The sequence below is a fragment of the Aeromonas sp. CA23 genome (assembly GCF_002587065.1).
Lineage (GTDB): Bacteria > Pseudomonadota > Gammaproteobacteria > Enterobacterales > Aeromonadaceae > Aeromonas > Aeromonas bestiarum.
Genome location: NZ_CP023818.1, coordinates 886247 through 912500, shown reverse-complemented (window position 1 = coordinate 912500; position 26254 = coordinate 886247). Strand labels below are relative to the sequence as shown.

25 protein-coding genes and 2 rRNA genes (1 of these 27 only partly in view) are annotated in these 26254 nt (G+C 61.0%); 14 read left to right on the top strand and 13 right to left on the bottom strand.

Going from position 1 to position 26254, the window contains the following annotated elements; all coding sequences use genetic code 11:
• Positions 1-1966: ribosomal RNA gene (locus CK910_RS04300) — 23S ribosomal RNA — on the top strand; it begins 924 nt to the left of the window's first position.
• A 123-nt stretch (positions 1967-2089) separates the two neighbouring features.
• Positions 2090-2204, top strand: a 5S ribosomal RNA gene (gene rrf, locus CK910_RS04295).
• A gap of 89 nt (positions 2205-2293) precedes the next feature.
• Here the strand turns inward: rrf and CK910_RS04290 are convergent.
• Both CK910_RS04290 and CK910_RS04285 read right to left on the bottom strand, forming a co-directional pair.
• Complete coding sequence (locus tag CK910_RS04290; protein WP_098981109.1) at positions 2294-4867, bottom strand: bifunctional acetate--CoA ligase family protein/GNAT family N-acetyltransferase; 2574 nt, start codon at positions 4865-4867, stop codon at positions 2294-2296.
• A 72-nt stretch (positions 4868-4939) separates the two neighbouring features.
• Positions 4940-5131 carry a hypothetical protein gene (locus CK910_RS04285; RefSeq protein ID WP_098981107.1) on the bottom strand — a complete coding sequence of 64 codons (192 nt, stop codon included), beginning with the start codon at positions 5129-5131 and terminating at the stop codon, positions 4940-4942.
• Positions 5132-5301: 170 nt separating this feature from the next.
• On the opposite strand from CK910_RS04285, the gene CK910_RS04280 reads away from it, so the two are divergent.
• Positions 5302-6174: a hypothetical protein gene (locus CK910_RS04280; RefSeq protein WP_098981104.1), complete on the top strand. Its 873-nt coding sequence runs from the start codon at positions 5302-5304 to the stop codon at positions 6172-6174.
• On the opposite strand, the gene ilvY is transcribed toward CK910_RS04280, so the two are convergent.
• On the bottom strand, positions 6163-7056 hold the full coding sequence (gene ilvY / locus CK910_RS04275) for an HTH-type transcriptional activator IlvY (protein WP_098981102.1): 894 nt from the start codon (positions 7054-7056) through the stop codon (positions 6163-6165). The genes CK910_RS04280 and ilvY overlap by 12 nt on opposite strands.
• A gap of 187 nt (positions 7057-7243) precedes the next feature.
• On the opposite strand from ilvY, the gene ilvC reads away from it, so the two are divergent.
• Entirely contained in the window at positions 7244-8725 is a 1482-nt protein-coding gene (gene ilvC, locus CK910_RS04270; protein ID WP_098981101.1) for a ketol-acid reductoisomerase, read from the top strand.
• A gap of 253 nt (positions 8726-8978) precedes the next feature.
• Here the strand turns inward: ilvC and pgi are convergent, their stop codons facing one another.
• Positions 8979-10628, bottom strand: coding sequence for a glucose-6-phosphate isomerase (pgi, locus tag CK910_RS04265; protein ID WP_098981100.1), 1650 nt, complete (start codon positions 10626-10628; stop codon positions 8979-8981).
• 423 nt (positions 10629-11051) lie between these two features.
• Here pgi and CK910_RS04260 point away from each other — a divergent pair, with 423 nt between their 5' ends.
• Positions 11052-11240: a hypothetical protein gene (locus CK910_RS04260; protein WP_043139637.1), complete on the top strand. Its 189-nt coding sequence runs from the start codon at positions 11052-11054 to the stop codon at positions 11238-11240.
• 160 nt (positions 11241-11400) lie between these two features.
• Here the strand turns inward: CK910_RS04260 and CK910_RS04255 are convergent, their stop codons facing one another.
• The 4 genes from CK910_RS04255 to coaBC all read right to left on the bottom strand — a co-directional run bounded on the left by CK910_RS04255 (position 11401) and on the right by coaBC (position 14873).
• Entirely contained in the window at positions 11401-12237 is an 837-nt protein-coding gene (locus tag CK910_RS04255; protein WP_042873341.1) for a mechanosensitive ion channel domain-containing protein, read from the bottom strand.
• 199 nt (positions 12238-12436) lie between these two features.
• Complete coding sequence (gene slmA / locus CK910_RS04250) at positions 12437-13033, bottom strand: nucleoid occlusion factor SlmA (RefSeq protein WP_005321293.1); 597 nt, start codon at positions 13031-13033, stop codon at positions 12437-12439.
• A 68-nt stretch (positions 13034-13101) separates the two neighbouring features.
• Positions 13102-13560, bottom strand: coding sequence for a dUTP diphosphatase (gene dut / locus CK910_RS04245; protein ID WP_043139630.1), 459 nt, complete (start codon positions 13558-13560; stop codon positions 13102-13104).
• 110 nt (positions 13561-13670) lie between these two features.
• Complete coding sequence (gene coaBC, locus CK910_RS04240) at positions 13671-14873, bottom strand: bifunctional phosphopantothenoylcysteine decarboxylase/phosphopantothenate--cysteine ligase CoaBC (protein WP_098981099.1); 1203 nt, start codon at positions 14871-14873, stop codon at positions 13671-13673.
• 147 nt (positions 14874-15020) lie between these two features.
• Between coaBC and radC the strand changes: the two genes are divergently transcribed.
• The 6 genes from radC to CK910_RS04210 all read left to right on the top strand — a co-directional run bounded on the left by radC (position 15021) and on the right by CK910_RS04210 (position 18693).
• On the top strand, positions 15021-15695 hold the full coding sequence (radC, locus tag CK910_RS04235) for a RadC family protein (RefSeq protein WP_043139626.1): 675 nt from the start codon (positions 15021-15023) through the stop codon (positions 15693-15695).
• Positions 15696-15830: 135 nt separating this feature from the next.
• A complete protein-coding gene (gene rpmB / locus CK910_RS04230) occupies positions 15831-16067 on the top strand; it encodes a 50S ribosomal protein L28 (RefSeq protein ID WP_005321271.1) in 237 nt (78 codons plus the stop codon).
• A gap of 11 nt (positions 16068-16078) precedes the next feature.
• Complete coding sequence (gene rpmG, locus CK910_RS04225) at positions 16079-16246, top strand: 50S ribosomal protein L33 (protein ID WP_005307500.1); 168 nt, start codon at positions 16079-16081, stop codon at positions 16244-16246.
• A gap of 94 nt (positions 16247-16340) precedes the next feature.
• Positions 16341-16796, top strand: a complete 456-nt coding sequence (locus CK910_RS04220; RefSeq protein WP_043139624.1) for a hypothetical protein — start codon at positions 16341-16343, stop codon at positions 16794-16796.
• 24 nt (positions 16797-16820) lie between these two features.
• A complete protein-coding gene (mutM, locus tag CK910_RS04215; RefSeq protein WP_098981098.1) occupies positions 16821-17633 on the top strand; it encodes a bifunctional DNA-formamidopyrimidine glycosylase/DNA-(apurinic or apyrimidinic site) lyase in 813 nt (270 codons plus the stop codon).
• 178 nt (positions 17634-17811) lie between these two features.
• Complete coding sequence (locus CK910_RS04210; RefSeq protein ID WP_043139617.1) at positions 17812-18693, top strand: VirK/YbjX family protein; 882 nt, start codon at positions 17812-17814, stop codon at positions 18691-18693.
• Positions 18694-18745: 52 nt separating this feature from the next.
• Here CK910_RS04210 and coaD read toward each other — a convergent pair whose 3' ends face one another.
• Complete coding sequence (gene coaD / locus CK910_RS04205; RefSeq protein ID WP_043555919.1) at positions 18746-19228, bottom strand: pantetheine-phosphate adenylyltransferase; 483 nt, start codon at positions 19226-19228, stop codon at positions 18746-18748.
• 222 nt (positions 19229-19450) lie between these two features.
• On the opposite strand from coaD, the gene CK910_RS04200 reads away from it, so the two are divergent.
• Positions 19451-20494: a glycosyltransferase family 9 protein gene (locus CK910_RS04200; protein ID WP_098981097.1), complete on the top strand. Its 1044-nt coding sequence runs from the start codon at positions 19451-19453 to the stop codon at positions 20492-20494.
• 61 nt (positions 20495-20555) lie between these two features.
• Here CK910_RS04200 and CK910_RS04195 read toward each other — a convergent pair whose 3' ends face one another.
• Entirely contained in the window at positions 20556-21344 is a 789-nt protein-coding gene (locus tag CK910_RS04195; protein ID WP_043139609.1) for a glycosyltransferase family 2 protein, read from the bottom strand.
• A gap of 241 nt (positions 21345-21585) precedes the next feature.
• Between CK910_RS04195 and waaF the strand changes: the two genes are divergently transcribed.
• Positions 21586-22701 carry a lipopolysaccharide heptosyltransferase II gene (gene waaF / locus CK910_RS04190; protein ID WP_098981096.1) on the top strand — a complete coding sequence of 372 codons (1116 nt, stop codon included), beginning with the start codon at positions 21586-21588 and terminating at the stop codon, positions 22699-22701.
• Position 22702: 1 nt separating this feature from the next.
• Positions 22703-23968 carry a lipid IV(A) 3-deoxy-D-manno-octulosonic acid transferase gene (gene waaA / locus CK910_RS04185; protein WP_098981095.1) on the top strand — a complete coding sequence of 422 codons (1266 nt, stop codon included), beginning with the start codon at positions 22703-22705 and terminating at the stop codon, positions 23966-23968.
• A 69-nt stretch (positions 23969-24037) separates the two neighbouring features.
• On the opposite strand, the gene CK910_RS04180 is transcribed toward waaA, so the two are convergent.
• From CK910_RS04180 to CK910_RS04170, 3 genes are read right to left on the bottom strand one after another with little or no spacing between them, the layout of a single operon-like run.
• Positions 24038-25294 carry a PTS ascorbate transporter subunit IIC gene (locus CK910_RS04180; protein ID WP_043555924.1) on the bottom strand — a complete coding sequence of 419 codons (1257 nt, stop codon included), beginning with the start codon at positions 25292-25294 and terminating at the stop codon, positions 24038-24040.
• 60 nt (positions 25295-25354) lie between these two features.
• On the bottom strand, positions 25355-25642 hold the full coding sequence (locus tag CK910_RS04175; protein WP_043139596.1) for a PTS sugar transporter subunit IIB: 288 nt from the start codon (positions 25640-25642) through the stop codon (positions 25355-25357).
• A gap of 32 nt (positions 25643-25674) precedes the next feature.
• Complete coding sequence (locus tag CK910_RS04170; RefSeq protein ID WP_098981093.1) at positions 25675-26118, bottom strand: PTS sugar transporter subunit IIA; 444 nt, start codon at positions 26116-26118, stop codon at positions 25675-25677.
• Positions 26119-26254 lie beyond the last annotated feature (136 nt).

The window sequence follows — 26254 nt, the reverse complement described above, 5'->3', positions numbered from 1 at the left end:
CGGGAGACACACGGCGGGTGCTAACGTCCGTCGTGAAGAGGGAAACAACCCAGACCGCCGGCTAAGGTCCCAAAGTTCTGGTTAAGTGGGAAACGATGTGGGAAGGCTCAGACAGCTAGGATGTTGGCTTAGAAGCAGCCATCATTTAAAGAAAGCGTAATAGCTCACTAGTCGAGTCGGCCTGCGCGGAAGATGTAACGGGGCTCAAACCAGGCACCGAAGCCGCGGATTCACACTTATGTGTGAGTGGTAGGGGAGCGTTCTGTAAGTCTGCGAAGGTGTATCGAGAGGTATGCTGGAGATATCAGAAGTGCGAATGCTGACGTAAGTAACGATAAAGGGGGTGAAAAGCCTCCTCGCCGGAAGACCAAGGGTTCCTGTCCAACGTTAATCGGGGCAGGGTGAGTCGACCCCTAAGGTGAGGCCGAAAGGCGTAATCGATGGGAAGCAGGTTAATATTCCTGCACGACTTGTAATTGCGATGGGGGGACGGAGAAGGCTAGGTGGGCCAGGCGACGGTTGTCCTGGTGAAAGTGCGTAGGTGGTGTTTCTAGGCAAATCCGGAGACACAACACTGAGACACGAGACGAAGCCACTACGGTGGTGAAGCCATTGATGCCCTGCTTCCAGGAAAAGCCTCTAAGCTTCAGATTACAAGTCATCGTACCCCAAACCGACACAGGTGGTCGGGTAGAGAATACCAAGGCGCTTGAGAGAACTCGGGTGAAGGAACTAGGCAAAATAGAACCGTAACTTCGGGAGAAGGTTCGCTCTTGACAGTGAAGTCCCTCGCGGATGGAGCAGTTGGGAGTCGCAGTGACCAGATGGCTGGGACTGTTTATCAAAAACACAGCACTCTGCAAACACGAAAGTGGACGTATAGGGTGTGACACCTGCCCGGTGCCGGAAGGTTAATTGATGGGGTTAGCGCAAGCGAAGCTCTTGATCGAAGCCCCGGTAAACGGCGGCCGTAACTATAACGGTCCTAAGGTAGCGAAATTCCTTGTCGGGTAAGTTCCGACCTGCACGAATGGTGTAACCATGGCCATGCTGTCTCCACCCGAGACTCAGTGAAATCGAATTCGCCGTGAAGATGCGGTGTACCCGCGGCTAGACGGAAAGACCCCGTGAACCTTTACTACAGCTTGGCACTGAACATTGAACCTACATGTGTAGGATAGGTGGGAGGCTTTGAAGGCGTGACGCCAGTTGCGCTGGAGCCGTCCTTGAAATACCACCCTTGTATGTTTGATGTTCTAACGCAGGTCCCTGAATCGGGATCGCGGACAGTGCCTGGTGGGTAGTTTGACTGGGGCGGTCTCCTCCCAAAGAGTAACGGAGGAGCACGAAGGTTGGCTAATCCTGGTCGGACATCAGGAGGTTAGTGCAATGGCATAAGCCAGCTTAACTGCGAGACGGACAGGTCGAGCAGGTACGAAAGTAGGTCATAGTGATCCGGTGGTTCTGAATGGAAGGGCCATCGCTCAACGGATAAAAGGTACTCCGGGGATAACAGGCTGATACCGCCCAAGAGTTCATATCGACGGCGGTGTTTGGCACCTCGATGTCGGCTCATCACATCCTGGGGCTGAAGTCGGTCCCAAGGGTATGGCTGTTCGCCATTTAAAGTGGTACGCGAGCTGGGTTCAGAACGTCGTGAGACAGTTCGGTCCCTATCTGCCGTGGGCGTTGGATGATTGAAGGGAGTTGCTCCTAGTACGAGAGGACCGGAGTGAACGAACCTCTGGTGTTCGGGTTGTCACGCCAGTGGCACTGCCCGGTAGCTAAGTTCGGAATCGATAACCGCTGAAAGCATCTAAGCGGGAAGCGAGCCCTGAGATGAGTCATCCCTGACCCCTTGAGGGTCCTAAAGGGCCGTTGGAGACCACAACGTTGATAGGTGGGGTGTGTAAGCGCGGCGACGTGTTGAGCTAACCCATACTAATTACCCGTGAGGCTTAACCATACAACACCCAAGAAGTGTTCTGGGCCTTGTAGCAAATCGAAGAACTACTTACAAATTCAGTGATAGCGACGAAGCCCAAGGCATCAGTCGTTACTCACGTCAGCTTTCTAGATTAAGATTTTGCCTGGCGGCCATAGCGCCGTGGAACCACCTGATCCCATGCCGAACTCAGAAGTGAAACGCGGTAGCGCCGATGGTAGTGTGGCATTCGCCATGCGAGAGTAGGACACTGCCAGGCACCCAACATTGAAAGCCCGCTCAGATGAGCGGGCTTTTTTATTGCCAGAAATCAGCCATTTATAAGCGATAAACAGCTGATCCCCTTCTTTATTGGCCCTGATTGGCACAGGGTAGCTCCATGTTGACCACCCCATCTTCCAGCTGGATGTCGATCTTGAAGCCAAGCCGCTTGGCCAGATTGATCATGCCGCGATTGCTGGGCATGGTCATGCCCGATAGCTGACCAATGCCCCGCTCTCTGGCGTAGCGCACTATCTTCTCCATCATCAGCTTGCCGAGCCCGAGTCCTTTCAGGTCGGAACGTACCAGAATGGCAAATTCCGCATCGGATAGGTCCGGGTTGGAAATGGCCCGCACCACCCCGAGGATCTGCTGACTGAAGGCCCCGTCCTGCCCGACGGCAACGAAGGCCATCTCCCGGTCGTAGTCAATCTGGGTCATGCGGGCCAGCTCTTCATGACCCAGCTCCCCTACGTCAGCGAAGAAGCGCTTGTACCTGTCTTCGTCCGATACCTTGAGTACAAACTGCTTGTGGGCGGGCTCATCCTCCGGCCGGATCGGGCGCAGCAGAACATGACTCTGATCCTTGAGCCAGGCCCCCTCTTCCAGCTCGGTGGGATAGGGGCGTATGGCCAGTGTATTGCGTCCCTGCACCACAGGCATCAGCGTCAGGCTGGCATCCAGAATGACCATCTCGGCCCCGCATGCCTGCAGCGGATGCAGGTCCATCTCCTGGATCTCGGGGAAGGCCAGCAGCAGTTCCGACAGCTGGCACAGCACCTGACCGAGAGCATCGATATCGAGTTTTTCGGGGGTGGCCTGCTCGCGGATCTTGCGACTCTTGAGGGCTCCTATGATCTGGTAGCGTGCCAGCGCCTGGTTCAACGGCGGAAGTGCGGCCACCATCTCTTGCGGCTCGGCCCCCGATTCGCCGAGCAGGATGACGGGACCGAAGACAGGATCCTGTTGCAGGCGGATCCTCAGCTCCAGCCCGCCGCTGCGGCGCGCCATCCGTTGTACCAGCAACCCCTCGATCCGTGCCCCCGGATCGTGTTGCCTCACCCTGTCGAGAATGGCATCCGCTGCCTGGGCGACTTCGGCTGAGGTACGCAGGTTCAGCATGACGCCGTGCACCGCAGACTTGTGGGCAATATCCGGTGAGCGCAGTTTGACCGCGACCGGATAGCCGATCTGCTCTGCGGTCAGGGTGGCCTCGATGGCATCGGAGACGATCCAGGTCGGCAACGTAGAGAGCCCGGCGGCCTGCAGTATGGGGTGCACCAGGTGGGTATCGAGCGTGAGCTGTTTGCGCTCCAGCGCTTGGCGGATCAACAGCTGACACAGCTCGGCGTTGAGCTTGTCCCCCTGCAGGGAGGCAGGGGTTTCCATCAGCTGCTTCTGGTTGCGGCGGTATTCCACCATGTGCATGAAGGCGGCGACGGCGCTCTCCGGAGTACGATAGGTCGGAAATCCGGCCTCGCTGAACAGACGACGCCCCTCTTGCGCCGAGTATTCTCCGGCCCAGTTGGTCAGGATATTGAAGCGCCTGGCCCTGGGATGTTGTTTGACGTAGTCGATCAGACTGCGGGCCAGTTCGGCTCCGCGCGCCGTGAGGGAGGGGGCGTGAATGAGCAGGATGGCGTCGGCTTCATCCCCTTGCAGCAAGGTCTCCAGCGCCTGCCGATAGGCGGCAATATCGGCATCACTGCCGATGTCCCGCGGTGGCATGGCCAGTTTGCCACCCCGCTCCAGCAGCACGTCGACCGCCATGTTGGCCAGTCCACGGCCATTGGAGATGATGGCCAATCTTTCCCCCTTGAGGGTCAGGGAGTGGCTCAGGGTCTCGACCGCGGCAAACAGCTCGTGGGTATCTCGCACCCGCAGCATGCCTGCGCGCCGAATGGCGGCATCGTAGACGTTGTCGAGGCCATTGGCCGGATCGTGGCGGCCGCTCTTGAGCACCAGGATCGGCTTGTTGCGTGAGGCTGCCCGTGCTGCCGAGAGGAAGTGGCGGGCGTCGTGCAGCTTGTCCATGTAGAGCAGGATGGCGCGAGTGGTGCCATCGCGGGAGAGTTGATCCAGCAACTGGCCGAAGTCGATGTCACAGTGATCGCCGAGGGAGATGAAGGCGGAGAAACCCAGCTCATGTTGCTTGGCCCAATCCAGGATGGTGGTGCTGACGGCGGCTGACTGGGAGAGAAACGCCACCTGGCCAGGTTTGGCCGCGATGGGGGAAAAGCTGGCGTTGATGCCCTGACCCGGCAACAGCATGCCCATGCTGTTGGGGCCGAGCAGGCGAATGTCGTATTGGCGGCTCAGCTGTTGGAGCTGCGCTCTCTCCGGCATGGAGAAGTCGGCAGCCAGTATGATGGCAGCTCCGGTGCCTTTCTTGCCCAACTCTTCGATGAGTGGCAGTACCCGTTCGCGTTTGGTACATATGATGGCGAGATCGGGGGAGAGCGGCAGGCTGCTGATATCGGAATAGGCCAGTACGCCGGCGATGGCCTTGTTGTGCGGGCTGACCGGCAGTATGGGGCCCTTGAACTGGCCTGCGAGCAGGTGCCTGATCACCACATGACCCGCTTTCTGCGGGTTGGTCGAGGCACCGATGACGGCGATTGACTGGGGTTTGAAGAGCCGATCCAGGCCGCTTGGTTTCATGGGCACTCCCGTGGGTGGCGGATGGTGCCAGTGTAATACGCTTTGACTGCCTGTTCTGTGACCGGTTGCGGATCACTGTTTGGTGAGGGCGCTGACTCGCAGATAAAACTTCATCTTGCCCTGGATCTGACGCACCGCCGCCAGATGGCGTTCCTGCAGATAGATATCCTGCTCCCGATCCAGCGGGGTTTGCGGTACGCCCAGGCTCTGCAGGTACTCTTCAAACAGCTGTGAGCTGTTGATTTCGATCAGATGACGCATCATGGCGAGGCTCCTTCCATTCAGGCTGAACGTAGAGTCTAGTCTGTGACTGCCATCTCGTTATGACCATTGTCAGATTTGACACGAAGCGGCTCACACATCTGCGGGGCCGGGCTCAGTAGCGGGCCCGCACGCATTATAGTGAGTGCATGAAACGCTGAGGGGCGAGGTACATGATCAGAGTCTGGCTGTGGTGCATCGCACTCTTTTCGGGGAGTGCTCTGGCTGCCGAGTCGCACATTCGGGCCTGGAACCTGCTGCTGGATCATCCCAATCCTGCCGTGGCAGGCTTGCTGCGGCTGTCGCTCGATCTGACCGTGCCCGAATACGGTCCCTACCGCCTGAGTGCCAGCCCGCCGATGGAGCAGGGACGAGCCGTCAAGGAGTTGCAGGGTGGCGAGCTGGTGCAGATCGGGGTATTCGCGCCCGATGAGGAGCGGGAACGTACCCTGCTGCCTATCCATATTCCGCTGGCGAAGGGGTTGCTGGGCTGGCGGGTCTGCCTCATCCGGCAGGGGGATGAGGGGCGGTTTGCCAGGATCTACTCCTTGGCTGACTGGCATCACTCCGGGCTCACCATAGGCCAGCACAGATCCTGGCCCGATACCCGTCTGCTCAAGACGAATGGTCTCAGGGTCGTGGTCGGCAGCCTGTATGAGGCCTTGTTCAACATGCTGCGCAAGCAGCGTTTCGACTGCTTCCTGCGCTCCGTCATCGAAATAGAAGATGAGCTCAAGTCACATCCGGATTTGGCCATAGAGCCTCATCTGGTGTTTCGTTATCCGTTGGCGCTGCTGTTTTTTGTCTCGCCAAAATATCCCGAGCTGGCACAACGCATCGAGCTGGGATTGCAGCGGGCGCGCCAGTCGAGTGCCTTCGATCGGGTCTTTGAGGAGGGGTTCGGCAGTACCATTCGTCGGTTGAAGCTGGATGAGCGGGTCATGCTGGAGTTGGATAACCCGGATCTGCCCGCCAGCAGCCGCGCCATGATGGCCGACCCGACCCTCATCTATGCACCGGTCGCTGTCAGCCCGTTAGCGCAGTGATCCCTGGCCGCGTGCCGTATCCCAGAAGGCGCGGATCAGCGGCTCTTCCAGCCGCTTCTTGAGCACGGCGATGCCGACATCGAATGGTTTGAGCGCCGGTCTGGGTTCGACGATGCGCACCTTCTCCCCCATGGGGCTGTGGTCGATCACGGCGGCAGGTACCAGCCCGACGCCAAAACCGAGCGCTACCATGGCGACTATGCCCTCGTTGCCCGCCACCTCGGCATAGATGTTGGGGGCTATGCCCTTGTTGCGAAACCACTGGTCACAGCGCTTTCGCGCCAGCCCCTGCTCGGAGAGGATCAGCGGCAGCCGCTCCCAGTCGGGCTCTCCCTGCAAGAACCACTGGTTGGGTTGAGGCGGGTTGCGTGGGGCGATGAACACCAACGGCACCTGTTGCAGGCTGGCAAACTCCAGCTTGGACGAGAGCGCATCCGGCCGCGCGGCTATGGCGAGATCGGCCTCGTCCGCCAGGATCTTGTCCACCGCCAGCGCCGGGTCGCCGGTCTCCAGCTTGATCTCCAGCTGGGGATAGCGGCGACGAAAGCGCTCCAGCACCTCGGGCAGCAGAAAGTAGCTGGCGGTGACCGAGCAGAACACCCGCAGCCGCCCTTGCAGCGGTTCGTCGCTGCGTTTGAGCTCCTGCTTGAGCTGACGCCACTCCTGCAACAGGCCGCCGCCGAACTCCCGCAGCTTCTCGCCAGCGGGGGTTAAGCGCACCGAGCGGTTGTCCCGATCGAACAGCACGCAGCCGGTCTCCTGCTCCAGTCGCTGGATGGCACGGCTCAGGGTGGAGGGGCTGACCGCCATGGCATCGGCGCTCTTGCCGAAGTGGAGTGAGTCGGCGAGGTGGAGAAACAGCTCGAGATTGCGAAGGTCCATCTTTCAATTCCTGCCGCGGCGCGCTTGCCGACCTGGGATGACACTGGGTGAGATTGCCAAGAATCATCTTTCAATTCTTGCAACATACTGTTTCGAATATATCAGTTCAGGCAATAAGTGTCCCGCGCTATAGTGGTTCAGACAACGCCGTCATCCGGCATGGAATCAATCTAACGGAGCAATCACCATGGCTAACTATTTCAACACCTTGAACCTGCGTCAGCAGTTGGCCCAGCTGGGCAAGTGTCGTTTCATGCAGCGGGCGGAATTCGCCGACGGTTGCGACGTGCTGAAGGGCAAGAAGGTGGTGATTGTGGGCTGTGGTGCCCAGGGTCTGAACCAGGGTCTGAACATGCGCGACTCCGGGCTGGATATCTCCTATGCCCTGCGCAAGGCCGCCATCACCGAGAAGCGTGCCTCCTGGCAGAAGGCCACCGACAACGGCTTTGCGGTCGGCACCTATGAAGAGCTGATCCCGAGCGCCGATCTGGTGCTGAACCTGACCCCGGACAAGCAACACTCCGATGTGGTGAAAACCGTGATGCCGCTGATGAAGCAAGGCGCTGCTCTGGGCTACTCCCACGGCTTCAACGTGGTGGAAGAGGGTCAGCAGATCCGCGCCGACATCACTGTTGTCATGGTAGCGCCCAAATGCCCGGGTACCGAGGTGCGTGAAGAGTACAAGCGTGGTTTCGGTGTGCCGACCCTGCTCGCCGTCCACCCGGAGAACGATCCCCAGGGTGAAGGCATGGCTATCGCCAAGGCGTGGGCTTCTGCCACCGGTGGTGACCGTGCCGGCGTACTGGAATCCTCCTTCGTGGCGGAAGTGAAATCTGACCTGATGGGCGAGCAGACCATCCTCTGCGGCATGCTGCAGGCCGGTTCCCTGCTTTGTTATGACAAGCTGGTTGCCGAAGGGACAGACCCGGCCTACGCCGGCAAGCTGATCCAGTTCGGTTGGGAGACTATCACCGAAGCCCTGAAGCAGGGTGGCATCAGCCTGATGATGGACAGGCTCTCCAACCCGGCCAAGCTGCGCGCCTTCGAGCTCTCCGAGCAACTGCGCACCCTGATGCGCCCGCTGTTCGAGAAGCACATGGATGACATCATCGCCGGTGAGTTCTCCCGCGGCATGATGGCCGACTGGGCCGAAGACGATGCCAAACTGTTCGGTTGGCGCGAAGAGACCGGCAAGTCCGCCTTCGAAAACGCCCCGGCGTTCGCGGGCAAGATTGCCGAGCAGGAGTATTTCGACAATGGCGTTGTGATGGTGGCTATGGTCAAGGCGGGTGTCGAGCTGGCGTTCGAGACCATGGTGGCTTCCGGCATCTACGAGGAGTCCGCCTACTACGAATCCCTGCACGAGCTGCCGCTGATCGCCAACACAGTCGCTCGCAAGCGTCTGTACGAGATGAACGTGGTCATCTCCGACACCGCCGAGTACGGCAACTACCTGTTCGCCAACGCCGCCGTGCCCTTGCTGCGTGAGCACTTCATGCCGACTCTGAAGGCCGGCGATCTGGGTGCCAGCAAGGCGGAAGGGCAGAGCGTCGATAACCTGGCGCTGCTGGCGGCCAATGAGGCGACTCGCAACCACCCCATCGAAGCGATCGGTCAGGTACTGCGCGGCTACATGAAGGACATGAAGCGTATCGCTGTTGGCGGTTAATCAGGCATGACCCGCAACCATGCCTGATGCGAGAAGATCGGTCAGGTGCTGCGCGGCTACATGAAGGATATGAAGCGTATCGCCGTCGGCGGTTAAGCCTGCATCGGGCAGGATGATGAAGGGGCGGGGATGACGATCCCCGTCGCCGGTCGGGCTGGACACCCGACCGGTCAGCCAGAAAAACCAGCCCGACCCGCCATAAAAAAGCCCCGCTCATCGAGCGGGGCTTTTGCATTCAGAAAGGCCGGATAAATCAGGCTTTCCACGCTTTCCAGGTGTTGATGAGGCCGTTGGTGGAGCCGTCGTGGCTGGTGACGGCCGCATCGGTGTTGAGCTCCGGCAGTATCTTGTTGGCCAGCTGTTTGCCCAGTTCCACGCCCCACTGATCGAAGCTGAAGATGTTCAGGATGGCGCCCTGCACGAAGATCTTGTGCTCGTACATGGCGATCAGGGAACCCAGCGTCTTCGGGGTCAGGCTCTTGAACAGTATGCTGTTGGTCGGGCGGTTGCCTTCGAACACCTTGAACGGCACCAGATCCTTGACCTGCTCCAGGGTTTTGCCGGCAGCCAGGAACTCGGCTTCGACCTGTTCCTTGCTCTTGCCGAAGGCCAGGGCCTCGGTCTGGGCGAAGAAGTTGGCCAGCAGTTTCGGATGGTGATCGCCGATCGGGTTGTGGCTGATGGCCGGCGCCAGGAAGTCACAGGGGATCAGCTTGGTGCCCTGGTGGATCAGCTGGTAGAAGGCGTGCTGGCCGTTGGTGCCCGGCTCACCCCAGATGATGGGGCCAGTCTGGTAGTCAACCGGCTTGCCGTTGCGATCCACCTGCTTGCCGTTGGATTCCATGTTGCCCTGCTGGAAATAGGCAGGGAAGCGGTGCATGTACTGATCGTACGGCAGAATGGCTTCGGACTCGGCACCGTGGAAGTTGTTGTACCAGAGGCCGATCAGCGCCAGCAGCACAGGCAGGTTCTGCTCATAGGAGGCAGTGGCGAAGTGCATGTCCATCTCGAAGGCGCCTTGCAGCAGGGCTTCGAAGTGCTCGAAACCGACGGACAGGGCGATGGGCATGCCGATGGCAGACCAGGAGGAGTAGCGGCCGCCAACCCAGTCCCAGAACTCGAACATGTTGTTGGTGTCGATGCCGAACTCGGCCACGGCCTTGCCATTGGTGGAGAGCGCGGCGAAGTGCTTGGCAACATGGGCCTTGTCACCGGCGATCTTGATGAACCAGTCGCGGGCGGTCAGGGCGTTGGTCATTGTCTCCTGAGTGGTGAAGGTCTTGGAGGCCACCAGGAACAGGGTGGTTTCCGGATCGATCTTCTTCAGGGTCTCGGCGATGTGGGTGCCATCGACGTTGGAGACGAAGTGCATCTGCAGGTGGTTTTTGTAGGGACGCAGTGCCTCTGTGATCATCACCGGGCCCAGATCGGAACCACCGATACCTATGTTGACCACGTGCTGGATCGCCTTGCCGGTGTAGCCTTTCCACTCGCCGGAGATGATCTTCTCGCAGAAGCCCTTCATCTTGGCCAGCACGGCGTTCACTTCCGGCATCACGTCCTTGCCGTCGCACTCGATGGGACGGTCGGAACGGTTGCGCAGGGCCACGTGCAGTACGGAGCGGCCTTCGGTCATGTTGATCTTGTCGCCGTTGAACATGGCATCGATTGCGCTGCGAAGATCGGTCTCTTTGGCCAGATCAACCAGCAACTTGAGGGTTTCCTCGGTGATCAGGTTCTTGGAGTAGTCGACCAGAATGTCGCCGCCAAAGGTGAGGGAGAACTTGTCGAAGCGCTTCGGGTCCTGCGCGAACAGATCCTTGAGTCGAGTCTCTTTGTTAGCTGCAAAATGGGCTTCCAGCGCCTGCCAGGCCTGGGTCTGGGTTGGATTGATATTTTTCATAGGATTACCGATCTTCCAAGTTGTGTTTGAACCTTGCAGGCAAGGCTCCCGCCAAACCTTATTATTCGAGCACTCTATCGGGCCCATTATACCGGGCTCATTGCGCGGCCCGTGTAACAGAGCTTTACCAATTGTCTGCCATCGAAGGAGTTTACAACCAAAACGCTGCGATTATGAGTCACTCATGGTCAGGGGATCTTGAGTTTGCTCATACTTCACCCGGCTTGAAAGGGCTTTCATCTATGGCCGGCCGCGGCTTGCTGCCTGGCAAGTTCGTGTTACAGCCAAAGGGGTATCTGACAGTCGCTTCTCGGCTCATTTTATGAGCAAGCGCAAGTTGTCGGGATGAGGCCTTGGCTAGCATATGAACCGAATGGACGAGATCTCCCAGGGATGGCCACTGTCTGGAATGAGGAGATCGATATGAAACACGTTTTATCCCTGTTTGCCCTGAGCCTGATCGCCACCGGCCTCATCGGCCTGTTGACCATGGTGCTGACCAGTGCGGCGCCAACTCTGGAGATACGGGTGCTGGCCGTGATCGGCGCCGTCCTGGGGGGCTATGTGCTGGTGCAGCCGTTGCTCAACCGGGTCGCTCGTCGGCTGGGGTAAGGGGTTCCGCCGCCTGTATGGATGGGCGTGCCGGGCCAGGATGACAGCTGAGCAATTTCCGGCCCCGGTGGCCGGATTTTTTATGCCTGTGGCGCGCACATTAGGCCCAGAAACGACCATGCCAGCACTAAGGCTGGCATGGTGGCACTCAGGTCCGGGTTCAGGCCTGGGGTTTTTGCATGTGCATGACCATCTGCGGGAAGGGGATCTCGACACCTTCGGCGTCGAAAGTCAGCTTCACCTTCTCGTGAAAGTCGAACCAGACACCCCAGTAATCGGCGGTCTTGACCCAGGGGCGTACCACTATATTGACCGAGGAGTCGGCCAGGGCGGCGACGGCGATAGTGGCGGCCGGATCCTTCAGGATGCGCGGCTCTTCATTCACCAGGCGTTCCAGGATCTGTTTGGCCTTGCGCAGGTCTGAGCCGTAGCCGATGCCGAAGGTCATGTCGACGCGACGGGTATCCATGCGCGAGTAGTTGACTATGGTGCCGTTGAGGATGGCGGAGTTGGGTACCACCACCATCTTGTTGTCACCCGAGGTGAGGGTGGTGGTAAACAGCTGAACGGACTGCACCACACCCGCAGTGCCCGCCACTTCGATGAACTCGCCCGCCTTGATGGGGCGGAAGATGATCAGCAGGAAGCCGGCGGCGAAGTTGGAGAGCGAGCCTTGCAGCGCCAGACCAATGGCCAGACCGGCGGCACCTATGATGGCGACGAAGGAGGCGGTCTGTACCCCGACCCGACCCAGGGCGGCGATCACCACGAACACCAAAATGGTGTACTTGAGGATGCTGCCGACGAAATGGGTGACTGTGATGTCCAGCTTGCGGGCCTGCATTACCTTGACCACTGCGCTGCTGAGGAGGTTGGCGGCGATGTAACCGATCAGCAGGGTGATCAGGGAGGCCGCGATGTTGACGGCATACTCGATCAGCAGGCCCTGGTTATTGACCAGCCAGGTCTGCGCTTCGGTAATGATTTCGGGTTCCATAGGATGTCCTGTCAGGCAGTAAAGGTTTATGACGCATGAATCTAACACTGGAATGCGACAATCCGGGTCGCATCTGGTGCTCATCCCCTCTTTTTTGCCACAAAAAACAAGGGAGGCCAAGGCCTCCCTGTTTGCACCAACCCGTCTGGACCAGCGTTGTTGCTGATGATTGCGGCTGAATAGCCGCTGGGCTGAGTGGTCAGCTTTGCAGCAGCTGGCTGCGGATGAACAGCCATTGATCCTCGAAGCCGGCGGTGGGCTTGAGTTTGAACTCGGAGCGAACAAACTGGCTTATCCGTCCCTCGGTATAGGCCAGCAGCAGATTGGCCAGCATGGTTTCGTCGAGCTGGAAGCCCTGGCCTTCCCGCAGCCGCTTTTCCCGCAATACCTGCTTGATCTGGGTCTCCAGCTTGTCGAACAGAATGCTGATGCGATCCCGCAGCCGATCGTGTTCGCCCAGCAGGGCGTCGCCGTTGAGGATACGGGTGATGCCGGGGTTGCGCTCGGCGAACACCAGCAGCAGCTGAAGGATGTGATGGCAGCGAGCCATGGTGTCCTTCTCTTCCGCCATGATCAGGTTGACCCGTGACAGCAGGGAATCCTCGATAAAGTCGATCAGCCCCTCGAACATTCGCGCCTTGCTGGGAAAATGTCGATAGAGGGCTGCCTCAGAGACACCCACCTCGGCCGCCAGACGTGCCGTGGTGATACGCTGGCCAGGACTGGTTTCCAGCATATGGGCGAGTGCTTGCAGGATCTGATCGCGCCGACTCTGTTTCTGATTACTGCTTGCCATGGATTCCCCTAAAAAAACAATGGCTTGATTCTATTATTAGGCACAGGCCCAAGGGCCCGTGTGGTCTGTTATTGGCGACCAGAAGAACCAAAACCGCCTTCACCCCGTTCACTCTGATTGAACTCATCGACCAGTTGGAAGCTGGCCTGAACCACCGGCATGATCACCAGCTGGGCGATGCGTTCGCCGGGCTGCATGGTGAAGCTGTCGTTGCCACGGTTCCAGACCGAGACCATCAGCTGGCCCTGGTAATCGGAATCGATGAGGCCCACCAGGTTGCCCAGCACTATGCCGTGCTTATGGCCGAGGCCGGAGCGGGGCAGAATGGTGGCACACAGGCCGGGATCCTGGATGTGGATGGCCAGACCGGTCGGTACCAGGGTGGTATCGCCCGGTGCCAGCGTGATGGGCGCATCCAGCAGGGCGCGCAGATCCATGCCGGCAGAGCCCGGTGTGGCGTAGGCGGGCAGCGGGTAGTCGGTGCCGATGCGGGCATCCAGAATCTTCAATTCAATTTGTGTTGTCATGGATAGTTCGTTTTTCAATGAGTGCTTGTGTGGACGCCCAGCATGGCCAGTGCAGTCTGTGTCGTCGTGAATCGTTCGCCTGCCGGGCGTACCGGCAGACGGGCCGGGTGTTAGCCCCGGTAGTGACGCGCAATCAGGGCGATGAGGTGACGGGCCAGCGTCAGCTTATCGGCCAGCGGCAGAGGGGCTTGACCCCCTTGCCAGAACACTGTCAGGGCGTTGTCGTCGGCGTTGAAGCCCTGGCCCGCGCGGGACACGTCGTTGGCGGCGATCATGTCCAGGCGCTTACGCTGCAGTTTGTCGAGGGCGTATTGTTCCACATCCACGGTTTCGGCGGCAAATCCGACGGTGAAGGGCTTGTCTGACAGCGCTCCCACGGCGGCTATGATGTCGGGATTCTTGACCAGCTTCACCACCATCTGGTCGTTGTCGACGGTCTTCTTGATCTTCTGGTTGGCGACCTGCTCGGGCCTATAGTCGGCCACAGCGGCGCAGCCAATGAAGAGATCGCAGTCGGCCACCCGGCTCATCACCGCCTGATGCATCTGCTCTGCGCTCTCCACATCGACTCTTACTACCCCACCCGGTGTCGGCAGGGCGACCGGGCCGCTCACCAGCGTCACCTCGGCACCCGCCTCACGGGCGGCGCGGGCGATGGCGTAACCCATCTTGCCGGAGCTGTGGTTGCTGATGTAGCGCACCGGATCCAGCGGCTCGCGGGTCGGCCCTGCGGTGAGCAGCAGCCTGACGCCAGCCAGCAGCGGCTCGGCGGCCAGTTGCTGGCAGCAACGCTCTACCAGTTCGAGGGGATCCAGCATCCGGCCCGGGCCCACGTCGCCGCAGGCCTGGCTGCCGGAATCCGGCCCCCACAGCAGGATGCCGCGACTGGCCAGGGTCTGAAGGTTGGCCTGGGTGGCGGCGTTGAGATACATCTGCTGGTTCATGGCCGGGGCCAGTGCCACCGGTGCCGGTGTCGCCAGACAGAGGGTGGTGAGCAGTTCGTCGGCCATGCCGGCAGCCATGCGGGCCATCAGATTGGCGCTGGCCGGAGCGATCAGCACCAGATCCGCCCACTTGGCCAGTTCAATGTGGCCCATGCCCGCCTCGGCGGCGGGATCCAGCAGGCTGTCTGCCACTGGATGGCCGGAGACGGCCTGCAGGGTCAGCGGGGTGATGAACTCCTTGGCGGAGCGGGTCATCACCACCCGTACCTCGGCTCCCTGATCTTTCAGGCGGCGTACCAGTTCGGCACTCTTGTAGGCGGCGATCCCGCCACTGACACCCAACAGGATGCGTTTATCGGCCAATCTCATCTGCTGCTTCTCTTCCGGCTCACTCTGACTGGTCGGCTAAGATACCACAGGCAAGGGATGACGACAGAGGCTGACATGGGGGACTTGTGGTCGGGCTCCCGCGATTTTTTGCTATGTTTTCTCTCAATAGGCATGAGGGAGAGACAAATGAGCATCAAGGAGTGGCCAGAGGATGAGCGTCCCCGAGAGAAGCTGTTGCGCCAGGGGCCCGGCGCCTTGTCCGATGCCGAATTGCTGGCCATCTTCCTGCGCACCGGTGTCAACGGGCTGAGCGCGGTGGATCTCTCACGCCAGCTGTTGCAGCAGTTCGGATCCTTGCGGGCACTGCTCGGCGCCGAGCAGTCGGCCTTCTGTGATGCTCATGGGCTGGGGCCGGCCAAATACGCCCAGCTACAGGCTGTACTGGAGATGGGCAAGCGTCATCTGGCCGAGCAGTTGCAGCGGGGTGATGCCCTCACCTCGCCCCAGTTGACCCGGGATTATCTGCAGGCCCAGTTGCGGGATCGGCCGCGAGAAGTGTTCGCCTTGTTGCTCCTGGACAACCAGCACAGAGTGATTCAATTCGTTGAACTTTTTTACGGAACCCTCGACTCGGCGAGCGTCTGGCCCAGAGAAATCGTGCAGATCGCGCTCAAACATAATGCAGCCGCCGTGATTCTGGCGCATAATCACCCGTCCGGCGTGGCCGAGCCCAGTCGGGCCGACCGCCAGATCACGGATCGGATCTTGGCCGCCTTGGCCCTGATCGATATCAGAGTGCTGGATCACTTGGTGATCGGTGATGGCATCACGGTTTCTTTTGCAGAGCGTGGTTGGTTGTAACTGGCTCTGGCACTGTATTAGTTGATCTTTGATCACGGATGCTGTATAAAATGCCGCCTTCTGTTTGCCCCGCAATCGAAGGCCAGCGGGGCAGATATTTGCTCGAGCAATGAAGTAAGATTTGGAGAGACTGACATGTCTAGAGTATGCCAAGTAACCGGCAAGCGCCCGGCAGTTGGTAACAACCGTTCGCACGCTAACAACGCTACCAAGCGTCGTTTCCTGCCGAACCTGCACACTCACCGTTTTTGGGTTGAGGGTGAAAAACGCTTCGTAAGTCTGCGCGTATCCGCAAAAGGCATGCGTATCATCGACAAGCGTGGCGTTGAAGTGGTTCTGGCTGAACTGCGCGCCAGCGGTGTTAAGGTATAAGGAATTAGATCATGGCTAAAGGTATTCGCGAGAAAATTCGTCTGAACTCCAGCGCCGGTACTGGTCACTTCTATACCACTACCAAGAACAAGCGCACCATGCCCGAAAAAATGGAGATCAAAAAGTTTGATCCCGTTGTTCGTCAGCATGTGATCTACAAGGAAGGCAAAATCAAGTAATTACTTGATGCTGCATTCCCAAAAAACCCGGCCTCGTGCCGGGTTTTTTTATGGCCGAAATTCAGTACACTGCCGGTTCGAAGGGAGGCTTGCCATGTTCAGATTGAGCCGCAAAGGCTGGAATAACGTGATCATAGTGGCCGTGCTGGCGGTGATCACCCTGCTGCACCGGCTGGAGATAGCCCAGCAGGAGAACAGCGCCCAGCGCGCCCGTCCCCTGTTGCCGGACAGCGCCGTCGTGCTTACCTGGCAGGGACCGAGCTGGCAGATCGAGCGCATCGGTCAGGGCTGGCGCAGCGGGCCGGATCTGGGGCTCAGCAGTGCCCAGCTGGCCGCTCACATAGAAGGCTGGCAGGGCTGGTTGTTGCCACCGGGTAGCGCCGTGCGGGGCACCCCGGTCACCCTCAAGATCTGGGTCGCCGGTCAGAGCGATCCGATTGAAGTGGGGCTCTATCAGGACAGTGGCAAGTTTGCCGCCCTGCTGCCCCCTTCGACCTGGCTCAGCCTGAGTCAGGAGCAGTACCGCAGCCTGCTGCGTCCCACCCCCTAATCCATTTTCGAGCGAGAGGACCCCATGCCTGAATTACCGGAAGTCGAAGTCAGCCGCCAGGGCATCTCTCCCTGGCTCACCGGCATCAAGGTCACTCGCGTCGTGGTGCGGGATGGCCGGCTGCGCTGGCCGGTGCCGGGCGAAATCCAGGAGCTGGTGGATCTCGTCATCCACAGGGTCAGCCGCCGCGCCAAGTACCTGCTGCTGGAGACCGACTTCGGCACCGCCATCCTGCATCTGGGCATGTCCGGCAGCCTGCGGGTGCTGAATATCGGCACCCCGGCCGAGAAACACGACCACGTGGATATAGAGCTCGCCAACGGCAAGCTGCTGCGGCTCAACGATCCGCGCCGCTTCGGTGCCCTGCTGTGGACCCGTGAGCCGGCCGAGGCGCACGCCCTGCTGGCCAAGCTGGGACCGGAGCCGCTCACCGACGCCTTCAGCGCCGACTACCTGCAGGGGCGCGCCAAGGGGCGCAGCACCCCCATCAAGACCTTCCTGATGGACAATCATGTGGTGGTCGGGGTGGGCAACATCTACGCCAACGAGGCGCTCTATGCTGCCGGCATTCATCCCAAGCGGGCGGCGGGCAACGTCAGCGCCGAGCGACTGGCCACCCTGGTAGCCGAGATCAAGCGGGTACTGGCCGAGGCCATCAAGCAGGGTGGCACCACCCTCAAGGATTTCACCAGCGCTGATGGCAAACCTGGCTATTTCGTGCAGCAGTTGCAGGTCTACGGGCGGGGTGGCCAGCCCTGTTTTCATTGCCACACCCTGCTCAGTGAAATCCGGCTGGGGCAGAGAACCACGGTGTTTTGCTCCCACTGCCAGCGCTGATTGGCCGTTATTTTGGCCAAAAACGGCCAAGTTGTAAGAGAGTATTTCCAGTCTGTTGAATATTTGCGCGCCCGTCACTAGTATCTCGACCGTTCAGGCAGTTTGAGAAAATAAAATGACAGCTAAATCAATAGACTGGGATCATTTATCCCGGCAGGGGCACTATTGTGCCCAAAAAATGGCCCGTTTCCTCTATCCCGATGACAGCGCCCGCAAGACCTTCAATCGCGCCAAGTTCGTGCTGCGCAGCCTGCTCTATCGGCAGCAGCTGAGCCGGGTATTCGAGCTGTTTCAGGCCGAACCCCTCAAGGCCCTGCCTGCCCACTATCCCGAGCTGCTCGACAAGCCGATGCGGCCCTACCGCTTTGCCGGCTCCACCGCGACCGAGCGGGCCGAGATGCTGGAGAACCACTACCGGCTGATGCTGGCCCGCTACCCGGATCTGATCGACCCGCTCTATCTGGGCGATGGCATCGAGCTCGGCCGCTATCCCGAGAGCGGCTGCCGCATCATATTGCGTCACGACGGTACCTTCCGCCGCGAGGCCGAGCTGGCCCTCTCCATCGTCGATCCGCAGGGCAAGCGGCTTTACAGCTGTGCCTTCTCGTTGGCCGGTACACCCAAGCGGCTGGCCGTGGTGATCGGCTCGGTACAGGGTCCGGAGCCCTGCATCGAGCAGGCGCAGGACAAGGTGCGTGCGCTGACCAAGGAGGGCCACGGTCTGAGACCCAAGTCGCTGGTGGTTATGCTGGTGATGCAGCTGGCCGAGGCGATGGAGGCCGAGCATATCTCGGCGGTGCGGATGAAGGCGCACATTTATCAGGCCAGGCGCTACAGCAAGAAGAAGAAAGCCTGTCTGCAGGCGGATTATGACGAGCTGTGGCAGGAGTTTGGCGCCATCGATCTGGATGACAACTTCGTGCGGTTGCAGCCTGCCCAGCGCAAGCCGCTGGAGGAGATAGCTTCCAAGAAGCGGGCCATGTACCGGCGCCGCTACGAGTGGCTTGACCAGCTGACCCTGGCGAGTCAGCAACAGCTGGGCCCGCGTCTGGCAGGTTGAGATGCACAGGCTGCAGTGGCAAACAGGCTACCCTCGGGTAGCCTGTTTTTGATCACTTGCCTTGCTTGGCGGCAATTGCCTTGGCGACGATCGGGTCGACAAACTGGCGGATATCGCCACCGTGCAGGGCGACCTCTTTCACCAGGGTCGAGGAGATGAAGGAGTTCTCCTCCGCCGGGGTGAGGAAGACGCTCTCCAGCTCCGGCATCAGGCGGCGGTTCATGTTGGCCAGCTGGAATTCGTACTCGAAGTCGGAGACGGCGCGCAGGCCACGGATCAGCACGTTGGCCTGCTGCTCTTTGGCGAAATCCACCAGCAGGCCGGAGAAGCCCACCACCTTGACGTTGGGCAGGTGGGCGGTCACTTGCTGGGCAAGCAGGACGCGTTCTGCCAGATCGAACAGCGGGCGCTTGCTCGGGCTGTTGGCGACGCCGACCACCACTTCATCAAACAGTCTGGCGGCCCGGCCAATGAGGTCGGTGTGGCCATTGGTGATGGGGTCGAAGGTGCCGGGATAAATTACCTTGTTGGTCATGTTGTTGATTCCTGCAACCTGGGAATTTGGTCGCATTATAGGGTCTGTTGGCGTTTTGTCGCGACCGGGATGGGGTGAGTGCCGGGGTGAGGCGCTAAGTTTGGTCGTTCAAATCGCTGTCGCCTGGCGTCTTCGCTTGAGAATAGCCCTGCATCAGGCAAGAATACCCGCACCGCGCATCAAGCCTCCTTGCATTGGTGACAGGGAGCAAAGGGATTTTTTATGAAACGTATTCTGGTAGTACGCAATGACAAGATTGGTGACTTCATGCTGGCCTGGCCGAGCTTTGCCATGCTCAAGCGCTCCATGGAGTGTCATGTGACTGCCCTGGTTCCTGCCTACACGGCGCCGTTGGCCCGCCTCTGTCCCTGGATCGACGAAATCATCCTGGATCCGGGTTCACGGGCCGACAAGGAACAGCAACGTGCCTTGCAGGCGCGCATCAAGGCCGCCGCCTTCGATGCCTCCATCTGCCTCTTCTCCAACTCTCGCAATGCCATGCTGGTGTGGAAGGCGCACATCCCTTACCGGCTGGCCCCTGCCACCAAGCTGGCCCAGGTGCTCTACAACCAGCGGCTGATCCAGCGTCGCTCCCGTTCCCAGAAGCCGGAGTACGAATACAACCTGGATCTGGTGCGCCGCTTCCTCGCCGACCAGCAGGTGAGCGTGGTCACACCGCAGGCGCCTTACCTCAGCTTCGATCCCCAGAGCCTGCAGCAGGTGCGCGAGCAGGTCGCCACCCGCTTGAAGCTGGATGCCAGCCGCCCCTGGCTGATGGTGCATGCCGGCAGCGGCGGCTCGGCCAACAACCTCTCCATCGAGCAGTACGCCCGCCTCATCATCAAGCTCAATCAGGCCTGCCCCGAGCTGCAGTGCATACTGACGGCGGGGCCGGGGGAGGAGAAGATCGCCGAACAGCTGGCGGCCGAGCTGCTGGCCCACGGCGGCAACGGCTGGATCTACCGCTCCGACGAGGGGCTGCCCAAGTTCTGTCAGGTGATGGCCAACGCCGCCCTGTTCGTGGCGGGCAGCACGGGGCCGCTGCACATTGCGGCGGCGCTGGATGTGCCCACCATAGGCTTCTTCCCGGCGCACCGCTCGGCCACCCCGCTGCGCTGGCGTCCGCTCAACAGCGAGGGGCGCCACCTGGCGTTCAGCCCGCCGGAAGACAGCGATCACCCGGAAGACATGAGCCAGCTCGATCCCAAGACAATGGCGGCGGCGATCGCCCGCTGGGCACCGCCTTTCTGGCGGACAGAGAGCTGATCGATACAAACAGGGCCCTTTCGGGCCCTGTTTCGTCATGCTGGTTTGAGCGGCTACGCAATTAGTGGCCGGTCTGATCCGGCGCCTGCGGCTGCTGGCGGATCCAGAGGTCGGCGTACTTCACGAAGGTGGAGTGGGCCGACAGTATGGCCAGCAGGAGCCCCTGCTTGCCATCGAGGAAGCCCGCCTTGAGCAGGTACATCTTGAGGAAGCAGCCCAGCGCATGCACCAGCCCCTGGCTGAGGGAGCCCTTCTTGCCACGGGCGGTGCGCTGATCGGCCCAGGCCCTGGCATAGCCGGCGGACTTCACCAGATAGTGCTCCAGATCCCGGTAGGTGAAGTGGAGCAGGTCGCCATGGATATTGACGATCTTCATGTTGGCACGCACCTCCACCTTCTCGTGCACCAGCACCTCGTTGTAGCTGGTGAGCGCTTTGGGGTAGAGGCGCAGCACCCGGTCCGGATACCAGCCGCTGTGACGGATGAAGCGGCCAAACACCCAGGAGAGGCGCGGGATCGAGTAGATGGTATCGCTGGCCGGGTTGGCCATGACGGTGGCGATGGCCGCTTTCAGCTCGGGAGTGAGCCGCTCGTCGGCATCCAGCCACAGCACCCACTCTGACTGGACATGGGACTGGGCGAGGCGGCGCTGGCGACCGAAGCCCGGCCATACCGGGTTGACGAAGAAGCGGGCGCCGAATTCGGCGGCGATGGCAGGGGTTTCGTCCTGGCTGCCTGAGTCCATGATGACGATCTCGTCCACCAGGCCATCGAGGGAGGCGAGGCAGGCTCTCAGGTTTTCGGCTTCATTCTTGACGATCAGGACGGCCGCCAGGGTCGGTTTTTTCACGGATTAAGGGCTCTTGTTGGCGCCCGGCTGGCGGGCCATGCTCGAATTGGCGCCCATTCTAGCCTAAAACGGCAGGCGGGGCATGGTTCCGGCGCCTATGGTGCGTCAGTTTCAAATGGCTTCTTTTTTGGCATGAGAGCGGGTGGTACGGGGATCTTCTGTTATTTCTCGGGCCATTCTTGGGGCATAATCTCGGCCAGCAACGATTAACCGCAGGGCTTGGCCCCAAGAGACGCGTGAGATGAAGATATTGGTGATCGGCCCCTCCTGGGTCGGCGACATGGTGATGTCCCAGAGCCTCTACAAGGCGATCAAGGCCAATCACCCCGACAGCGAGCTGCATGTGATGGCGCCCGCCTGGTGTGGCGCCCTGCTGGAGCGGATGCCCGAGGTGGACAAAGCCATCCCCATGCCGCTTGGCCACGGTGACTTCAAGCTGAGCGCCCGTCGTCGGCTCGGCAAGCAGCTGGCTGCGGAGAAGTACGATCAGGCCATCATACAGCCGAACTCCATGAAGTCGGCGCTGATCCCCTGGTTTGCCAGGATCCCGGTACGCACCGGCTGGAAGGGGGAACACCGCTTCGGCCTGCTCAACGACATGCGCAGCAACAAGTCCGCTTTCCCGCTGATGGTGGAAGCCTACCTGGCGCTGGCCTATCCCAAGGCGCAGATGAAGAGCCGGGCCGACATTCCCGTCATTCCCCATCCGTCGCTCAATGTCGATCTCATCAATCAGGGCAAGGCGCTGGACCGGCTCGGTCTGGATCGCGCCCGCCCCGTGCTGGTGCTCTGCCCGGGGGCCGAGTTCGGCCCGGCCAAGCGCTGGCCGGAAGGGCACTACGCCGTGGTGGCGCAGAAGCACCTGGATGAGGGCTGGCAGGTGTGGATCTTCGGCTCCGGCAAGGATGTGCCCGTGGCCAACACCATTCGCGACCGGATCAATCCCCTGTCGCGCCCCAATTGCCACGTACTGGCGGGCAAGACCAGCCTGTATGAGGCGATCGACCTGATGGCGCTGGCCGGGCGGGTCATCTCCAACGATTCCGGCCTGATGCACATAGCCGCCGCCCTCAACCGGCCGCTGATCGGGGTCTATGGCTCCACTTCGCCGCTCTACACGCCGCCGCTGGCGGACAGGGTCGAGATCGTCCACACCGACATAGAGTGCCGCCCCTGCTTCAAGCGCACCTGCAAGTTCGGTCACCTCAAGTGCCTGATCGAGCTGATGCCGGAGCAGGTGATAGAGGCGGGCAGGCGACTGGAGTGCGGCGAGTCGCCGGCTCAGCCGATCGCGCTGCAAGTGGGCGAGCCACCGCGCTTCGTCTCCGACCCAGGCAAGCGATCGGAGCCAAAATAGCATGGGCTATCGGCTGCTCTACAACCTGCTGATCCACCTGGGCTTGCCGCTGGCACTGCTGGCGCTCTACAAGCCGAAGAAGGGCAAGCCCGGCTTTGGCAAGCGCTGGGCCGAGCATCTGGGACGGACGCCCGCCACCGGGCAGGAGGCGCCGCTCTGGATCCATGCGGTGAGTGTCGGCGAGACGCTGGCCATCAGCCCCTTCATTCGCGCCCTCAAGGCCGAGCGGCCGGACCTGCCGATCCTGCTCACCACCACCACCCGCACCGGCGCCGAACAGGCGGCCAAGCTGGGCGATCTGGTGGTGCATCGCTACGCGCCGCTAGACTACCCCTGGGCGGTGGCCGCCTTCCTCAAGCGCATCAAGCCGCGCGCCCTCTGGGTGATGGAGACAGAGCTGTGGCCGAACTGGCTGGCGGCCTGCGAGACGCGCCACCTGCCGGTGACCATCATCAATGCCCGCCTCTCGGAGCGATCCTGCCAGCGCTATGCCCGCTTCCAGGGGGCGTTCGACGCCTTGAGCCGGCCGCTGACCCATCTGCTCTGCCAGCATCAGGACGACGCCGACCGGTTCCATCGACTTGGCATAGGCCGCGAGCGGCTGGCGGTGACCGGTTCCATCAAGTTCGACATCCAGCTGGGGGACGAGGTGCAGGCCAGAGGCCGTGCCCTGCGCCAGCAGCTGGGACAGGACAGGCCTGTCTGGATCGCTGCCAGCACCCATCAGGGTGAGGACGAGCAGGTATTGGCGGCGTTTGACCGGGTGCTGCACAGCCACCCGCAGGCCCTGCTGATCCTGGTGCCGCGCCACCCCGAACGGTTCGATCGGGTGGCCGAGTTGTGCGCCCCTTATGGCTGTGCGCGCCGTACCGGCGACGCCCCACTCCGCGAGACGGACAAGGTCTATCTCGGCGATACCATGGGTGAGCTGCCGCTGATGCTGGCGGCGGCGGATCTGGCCTTCGTTGGCGGCAGTCTGGTGAGGGTGGGCGGGCACAACCTGCTGGAACCGGCGGCGCTGGGCAAGCCTTGTCTGACTGGCCCCGCCTACTTCAACTTCAGCGACATCACCCGCCAGCTGGTGGCTCAGGGGGGGGCCGCTCTGGTGGCCGATGCCGCCGCGCTGGGGGAGACGGTGAGCGAGCTGCTGGCCGACGGGGGCGAGCGCCGCCAGATGGGCGAACAGGCGCGCGCCGTGGTGCTGCGCAATCAGGGGGCGCTGGCACGCACCCTGTCCCACTGCCTCGCCAGCCTGGAAAACGACTGAATCCAGGCGAATGGACATAAAAAAACGGAGCGCATGGCGCTCCGTTTTTGTTTGTCGTGGGGCTCTTGGTCAGCGCACTATCAGGCCAAGCAGTATGCCTACCACGCCGAAGTCGGCATCGCTGAAGGTGGTGTTGGCAAAGCCGAGATCCCCCAGCACCGGCAACAGGAACACCGGCAGGAAGGTGATCAGCAGGCCGTTGGCGAAGGCGCCAAGCAGGGCACCGCGACGACCGCCGGTAGCGTTGCCGAACACCCCGGCCGCCGCGCCGACGAAGAAGTGCGGCACCACGCCCGGGATGATGACGGTCAGTCCCAGCAGGTAGAGCAGCACCATGCCCGCCAGACCGGCGGTGAAGCTCGACAGGAAGCCGATCAGCACAGCATTGGGGGCGTAGGGGAAGACGATGGGGCAGTCGAGCGCCGGTTTGGCGTTCGGCACCAGCTTGTCGGAGATCCCCTTGAAGGCCGGTACGATTTCGGCGATGACCATGCGCACCCCCTGCAGGATGACGTAGACGCCGGCGGCGAAGGTGATGGACTGCATCAGGGAGAACATGAACCAGTGCTTGCCCTTGGCGACGCTGGCGACGAACTCGGGGCCGGCGAAGGCGGAGGTGATGAGGAAGATGATGCCCATGGTGAAGGAGATGGCCACCGGGGTATCGCGCAGGAACAGCAGGCTCTTGGGCACCTGCACCTCTTCACTGCTGTGGGCCTTGTTGCCGAACTTGGCGCCGATCCAGCCGGCCAGCACGTAGGAGATGGTGGAGAAGTGGCCGAGCGCCACCTCGTCGGAGCCGGTGATCTGCTTCATGTAGGGGTGGGCGAGGGCCGGGAACAGCACCATGGTCACGCCGACCACCAGGCTGCCGACCGCGATCAGGGGAATGCCGCTCATGCCGCCGGCGGAGAGGATGGCCGCCACCATCATGGACATGAAGAGGGTGTGGTGGCCGGTCAGGAAGATGAATTTCCACGGGGTGAGGCGGGCGATCAGTATGTTCACCAGCATGGCGAAGAACATGATCATCGCCATCTCCTTGCCGAACGACTGCTGGGCGATGGAGACGATGGCCTCGTTGTTGGGAACCACCCCCTTGATGCCGAAGGCGTGCTGGAAGATGGTGGCAAAATCGCCGAGGGAGTTCACCACCAGGGTGGCACCGGCCCCCAGGATGACGAAGCCCATGATGGTCTTGACCGTGCCCTTGATGCACTCGGTCACGGGTTTCTTCTGGGCGATCAAACCGATAAGGGCGATTAGGCCGACCAGCACGGCCGGCTCCGACAGCACGTCAAACATCAGAAAATTGAAAAATTCCATGGTCAGCTCCAAGCAGATGGAAGCGGCGGCTCACCGGCCGCCCAGACAGTCGCAAAGGGGTTAGAGTGCGCCCAGTTCGCGCAGGGCGATGGAGAGCTTCTCTTTCATGGCGGCCTTGTCGACCATGTTGTCCAGCGACACCAGCCGGCCGTTGACCCCCATGCTGACGAGCTGCTCGGCGATGTCGCGGGTGGCCACGAACATCTCGGCGGTTTCACTGCCGGCGGAGGCGAGATCCCTGTGATCCACCTCGGCGGTCACATTCAGCTCCTTGAGGATGCTCTTGATGCTCATCTCCATCATCAGGCTGGTGCCCAGGCCGTGTCCGCATACAACCAGAATTTTCATCGTCTCTTCCTCTGTCGGGCGCAGGGCGCCGCTCAGTAACGCGCCAGGATGCGCAAAATGTCGCTTTTGGTGTCGGCCGCCATGATGGCCGCCACGTCTTCTTCATTCATGAACAGCTCGGCCAGCTGGGCGATTGTCTCCACGTGGGAGTTGCTGTCGCTGGCGGCAAGGGTTACCAGCAGCCGGACCGGGTCGTTGCCCTCGGAGCCGAAGTTGACCCCGGTTTTCAGCACTGTCAGCCCCAGGCCGAGGCGGTTGACCCCGTCTTCCGGGCGAGCGTGGGGCATGGCCAGGCCCGGGCCCAGCACGTAGTAGGGGCCGAGTTCTTCGTGGGAGCGAAACAGCGCCGCCACATAGGAGGGCTCTATGGTGCCGTTGGCCAGCAGGGGGGCGGTGGCGAGCTCGATGGCATGACGCCAGTCGCGGGCACCCGCTTCGATGGAAATGACCTCTTCGGTCAGCAATTGAGTCAGCATGGCAATGTCCGGGCTGGATGAGATGGCGCCAATCTAGCGATCTTGCTCCGCGATAACTGTGAGCGCGATCTCGAAAGTTAGCGCTACCAGATAGCGCTAACATCGAATTGTGATAGCGCTATCATTTCTATCATGG

Excerpts from the sequence above, each read along its gene's own strand:
- CK910_RS04290 (WP_098981109.1), bottom strand. The coding sequence starts at position 4,867 with ATGAAACCAAGCGGCCTGGATCGGCTCTTCAAACCCCAGTCAATCGCC.
- CK910_RS04285 (WP_098981107.1), bottom strand. The coding sequence starts at position 5,131 with ATGATGCGTCATCTGATCGAAATCAACAGCTCACAGCTGTTTGAAGAG.
- CK910_RS04280 (WP_098981104.1), top strand. The coding sequence starts at position 5,302 with ATGATCAGAGTCTGGCTGTGGTGCATCGCACTCTTTTCGGGGAGTGCT.
- ilvY (WP_098981102.1), bottom strand. The coding sequence starts at position 7,056 with ATGGACCTTCGCAATCTCGAGCTGTTTCTCCACCTCGCCGACTCACTC.
- ilvC (WP_098981101.1), top strand. The coding sequence starts at position 7,244 with ATGGCTAACTATTTCAACACCTTGAACCTGCGTCAGCAGTTGGCCCAG.
- pgi (WP_098981100.1), bottom strand. The coding sequence starts at position 10,628 with ATGAAAAATATCAATCCAACCCAGACCCAGGCCTGGCAGGCGCTGGAA.
- CK910_RS04260 (WP_043139637.1), top strand. The coding sequence starts at position 11,052 with ATGAAACACGTTTTATCCCTGTTTGCCCTGAGCCTGATCGCCACCGGC.
- CK910_RS04255 (WP_042873341.1), bottom strand. The coding sequence starts at position 12,237 with ATGGAACCCGAAATCATTACCGAAGCGCAGACCTGGCTGGTCAATAAC.
- slmA (WP_005321293.1), bottom strand. The coding sequence starts at position 13,033 with ATGGCAAGCAGTAATCAGAAACAGAGTCGGCGCGATCAGATCCTGCAA.
- dut (WP_043139630.1), bottom strand. The coding sequence starts at position 13,560 with ATGACAACACAAATTGAATTGAAGATTCTGGATGCCCGCATCGGCACC.
- coaBC (WP_098981099.1), bottom strand. The coding sequence starts at position 14,873 with ATGAGATTGGCCGATAAACGCATCCTGTTGGGTGTCAGTGGCGGGATC.
- radC (WP_043139626.1), top strand. The coding sequence starts at position 15,021 with ATGAGCATCAAGGAGTGGCCAGAGGATGAGCGTCCCCGAGAGAAGCTG.
- rpmB (WP_005321271.1), top strand. The coding sequence starts at position 15,831 with ATGTCTAGAGTATGCCAAGTAACCGGCAAGCGCCCGGCAGTTGGTAAC.
- rpmG (WP_005307500.1), top strand. The coding sequence starts at position 16,079 with ATGGCTAAAGGTATTCGCGAGAAAATTCGTCTGAACTCCAGCGCCGGT.
- CK910_RS04220 (WP_043139624.1), top strand. The coding sequence starts at position 16,341 with ATGTTCAGATTGAGCCGCAAAGGCTGGAATAACGTGATCATAGTGGCC.
- mutM (WP_098981098.1), top strand. The coding sequence starts at position 16,821 with ATGCCTGAATTACCGGAAGTCGAAGTCAGCCGCCAGGGCATCTCTCCC.
- CK910_RS04210 (WP_043139617.1), top strand. The coding sequence starts at position 17,812 with ATGGCCCGTTTCCTCTATCCCGATGACAGCGCCCGCAAGACCTTCAAT.
- coaD (WP_043555919.1), bottom strand. The coding sequence starts at position 19,228 with ATGACCAACAAGGTAATTTATCCCGGCACCTTCGACCCCATCACCAAT.
- CK910_RS04200 (WP_098981097.1), top strand. The coding sequence starts at position 19,451 with ATGAAACGTATTCTGGTAGTACGCAATGACAAGATTGGTGACTTCATG.
- waaF (WP_098981096.1), top strand. The coding sequence starts at position 21,586 with ATGAAGATATTGGTGATCGGCCCCTCCTGGGTCGGCGACATGGTGATG.
- waaA (WP_098981095.1), top strand. The coding sequence starts at position 22,703 with ATGGGCTATCGGCTGCTCTACAACCTGCTGATCCACCTGGGCTTGCCG.
- CK910_RS04180 (WP_043555924.1), bottom strand. The coding sequence starts at position 25,294 with ATGGAATTTTTCAATTTTCTGATGTTTGACGTGCTGTCGGAGCCGGCC.
- CK910_RS04175 (WP_043139596.1), bottom strand. The coding sequence starts at position 25,642 with ATGAAAATTCTGGTTGTATGCGGACACGGCCTGGGCACCAGCCTGATG.
- CK910_RS04170 (WP_098981093.1), bottom strand. The coding sequence starts at position 26,118 with ATGCTGACTCAATTGCTGACCGAAGAGGTCATTTCCATCGAAGCGGGT.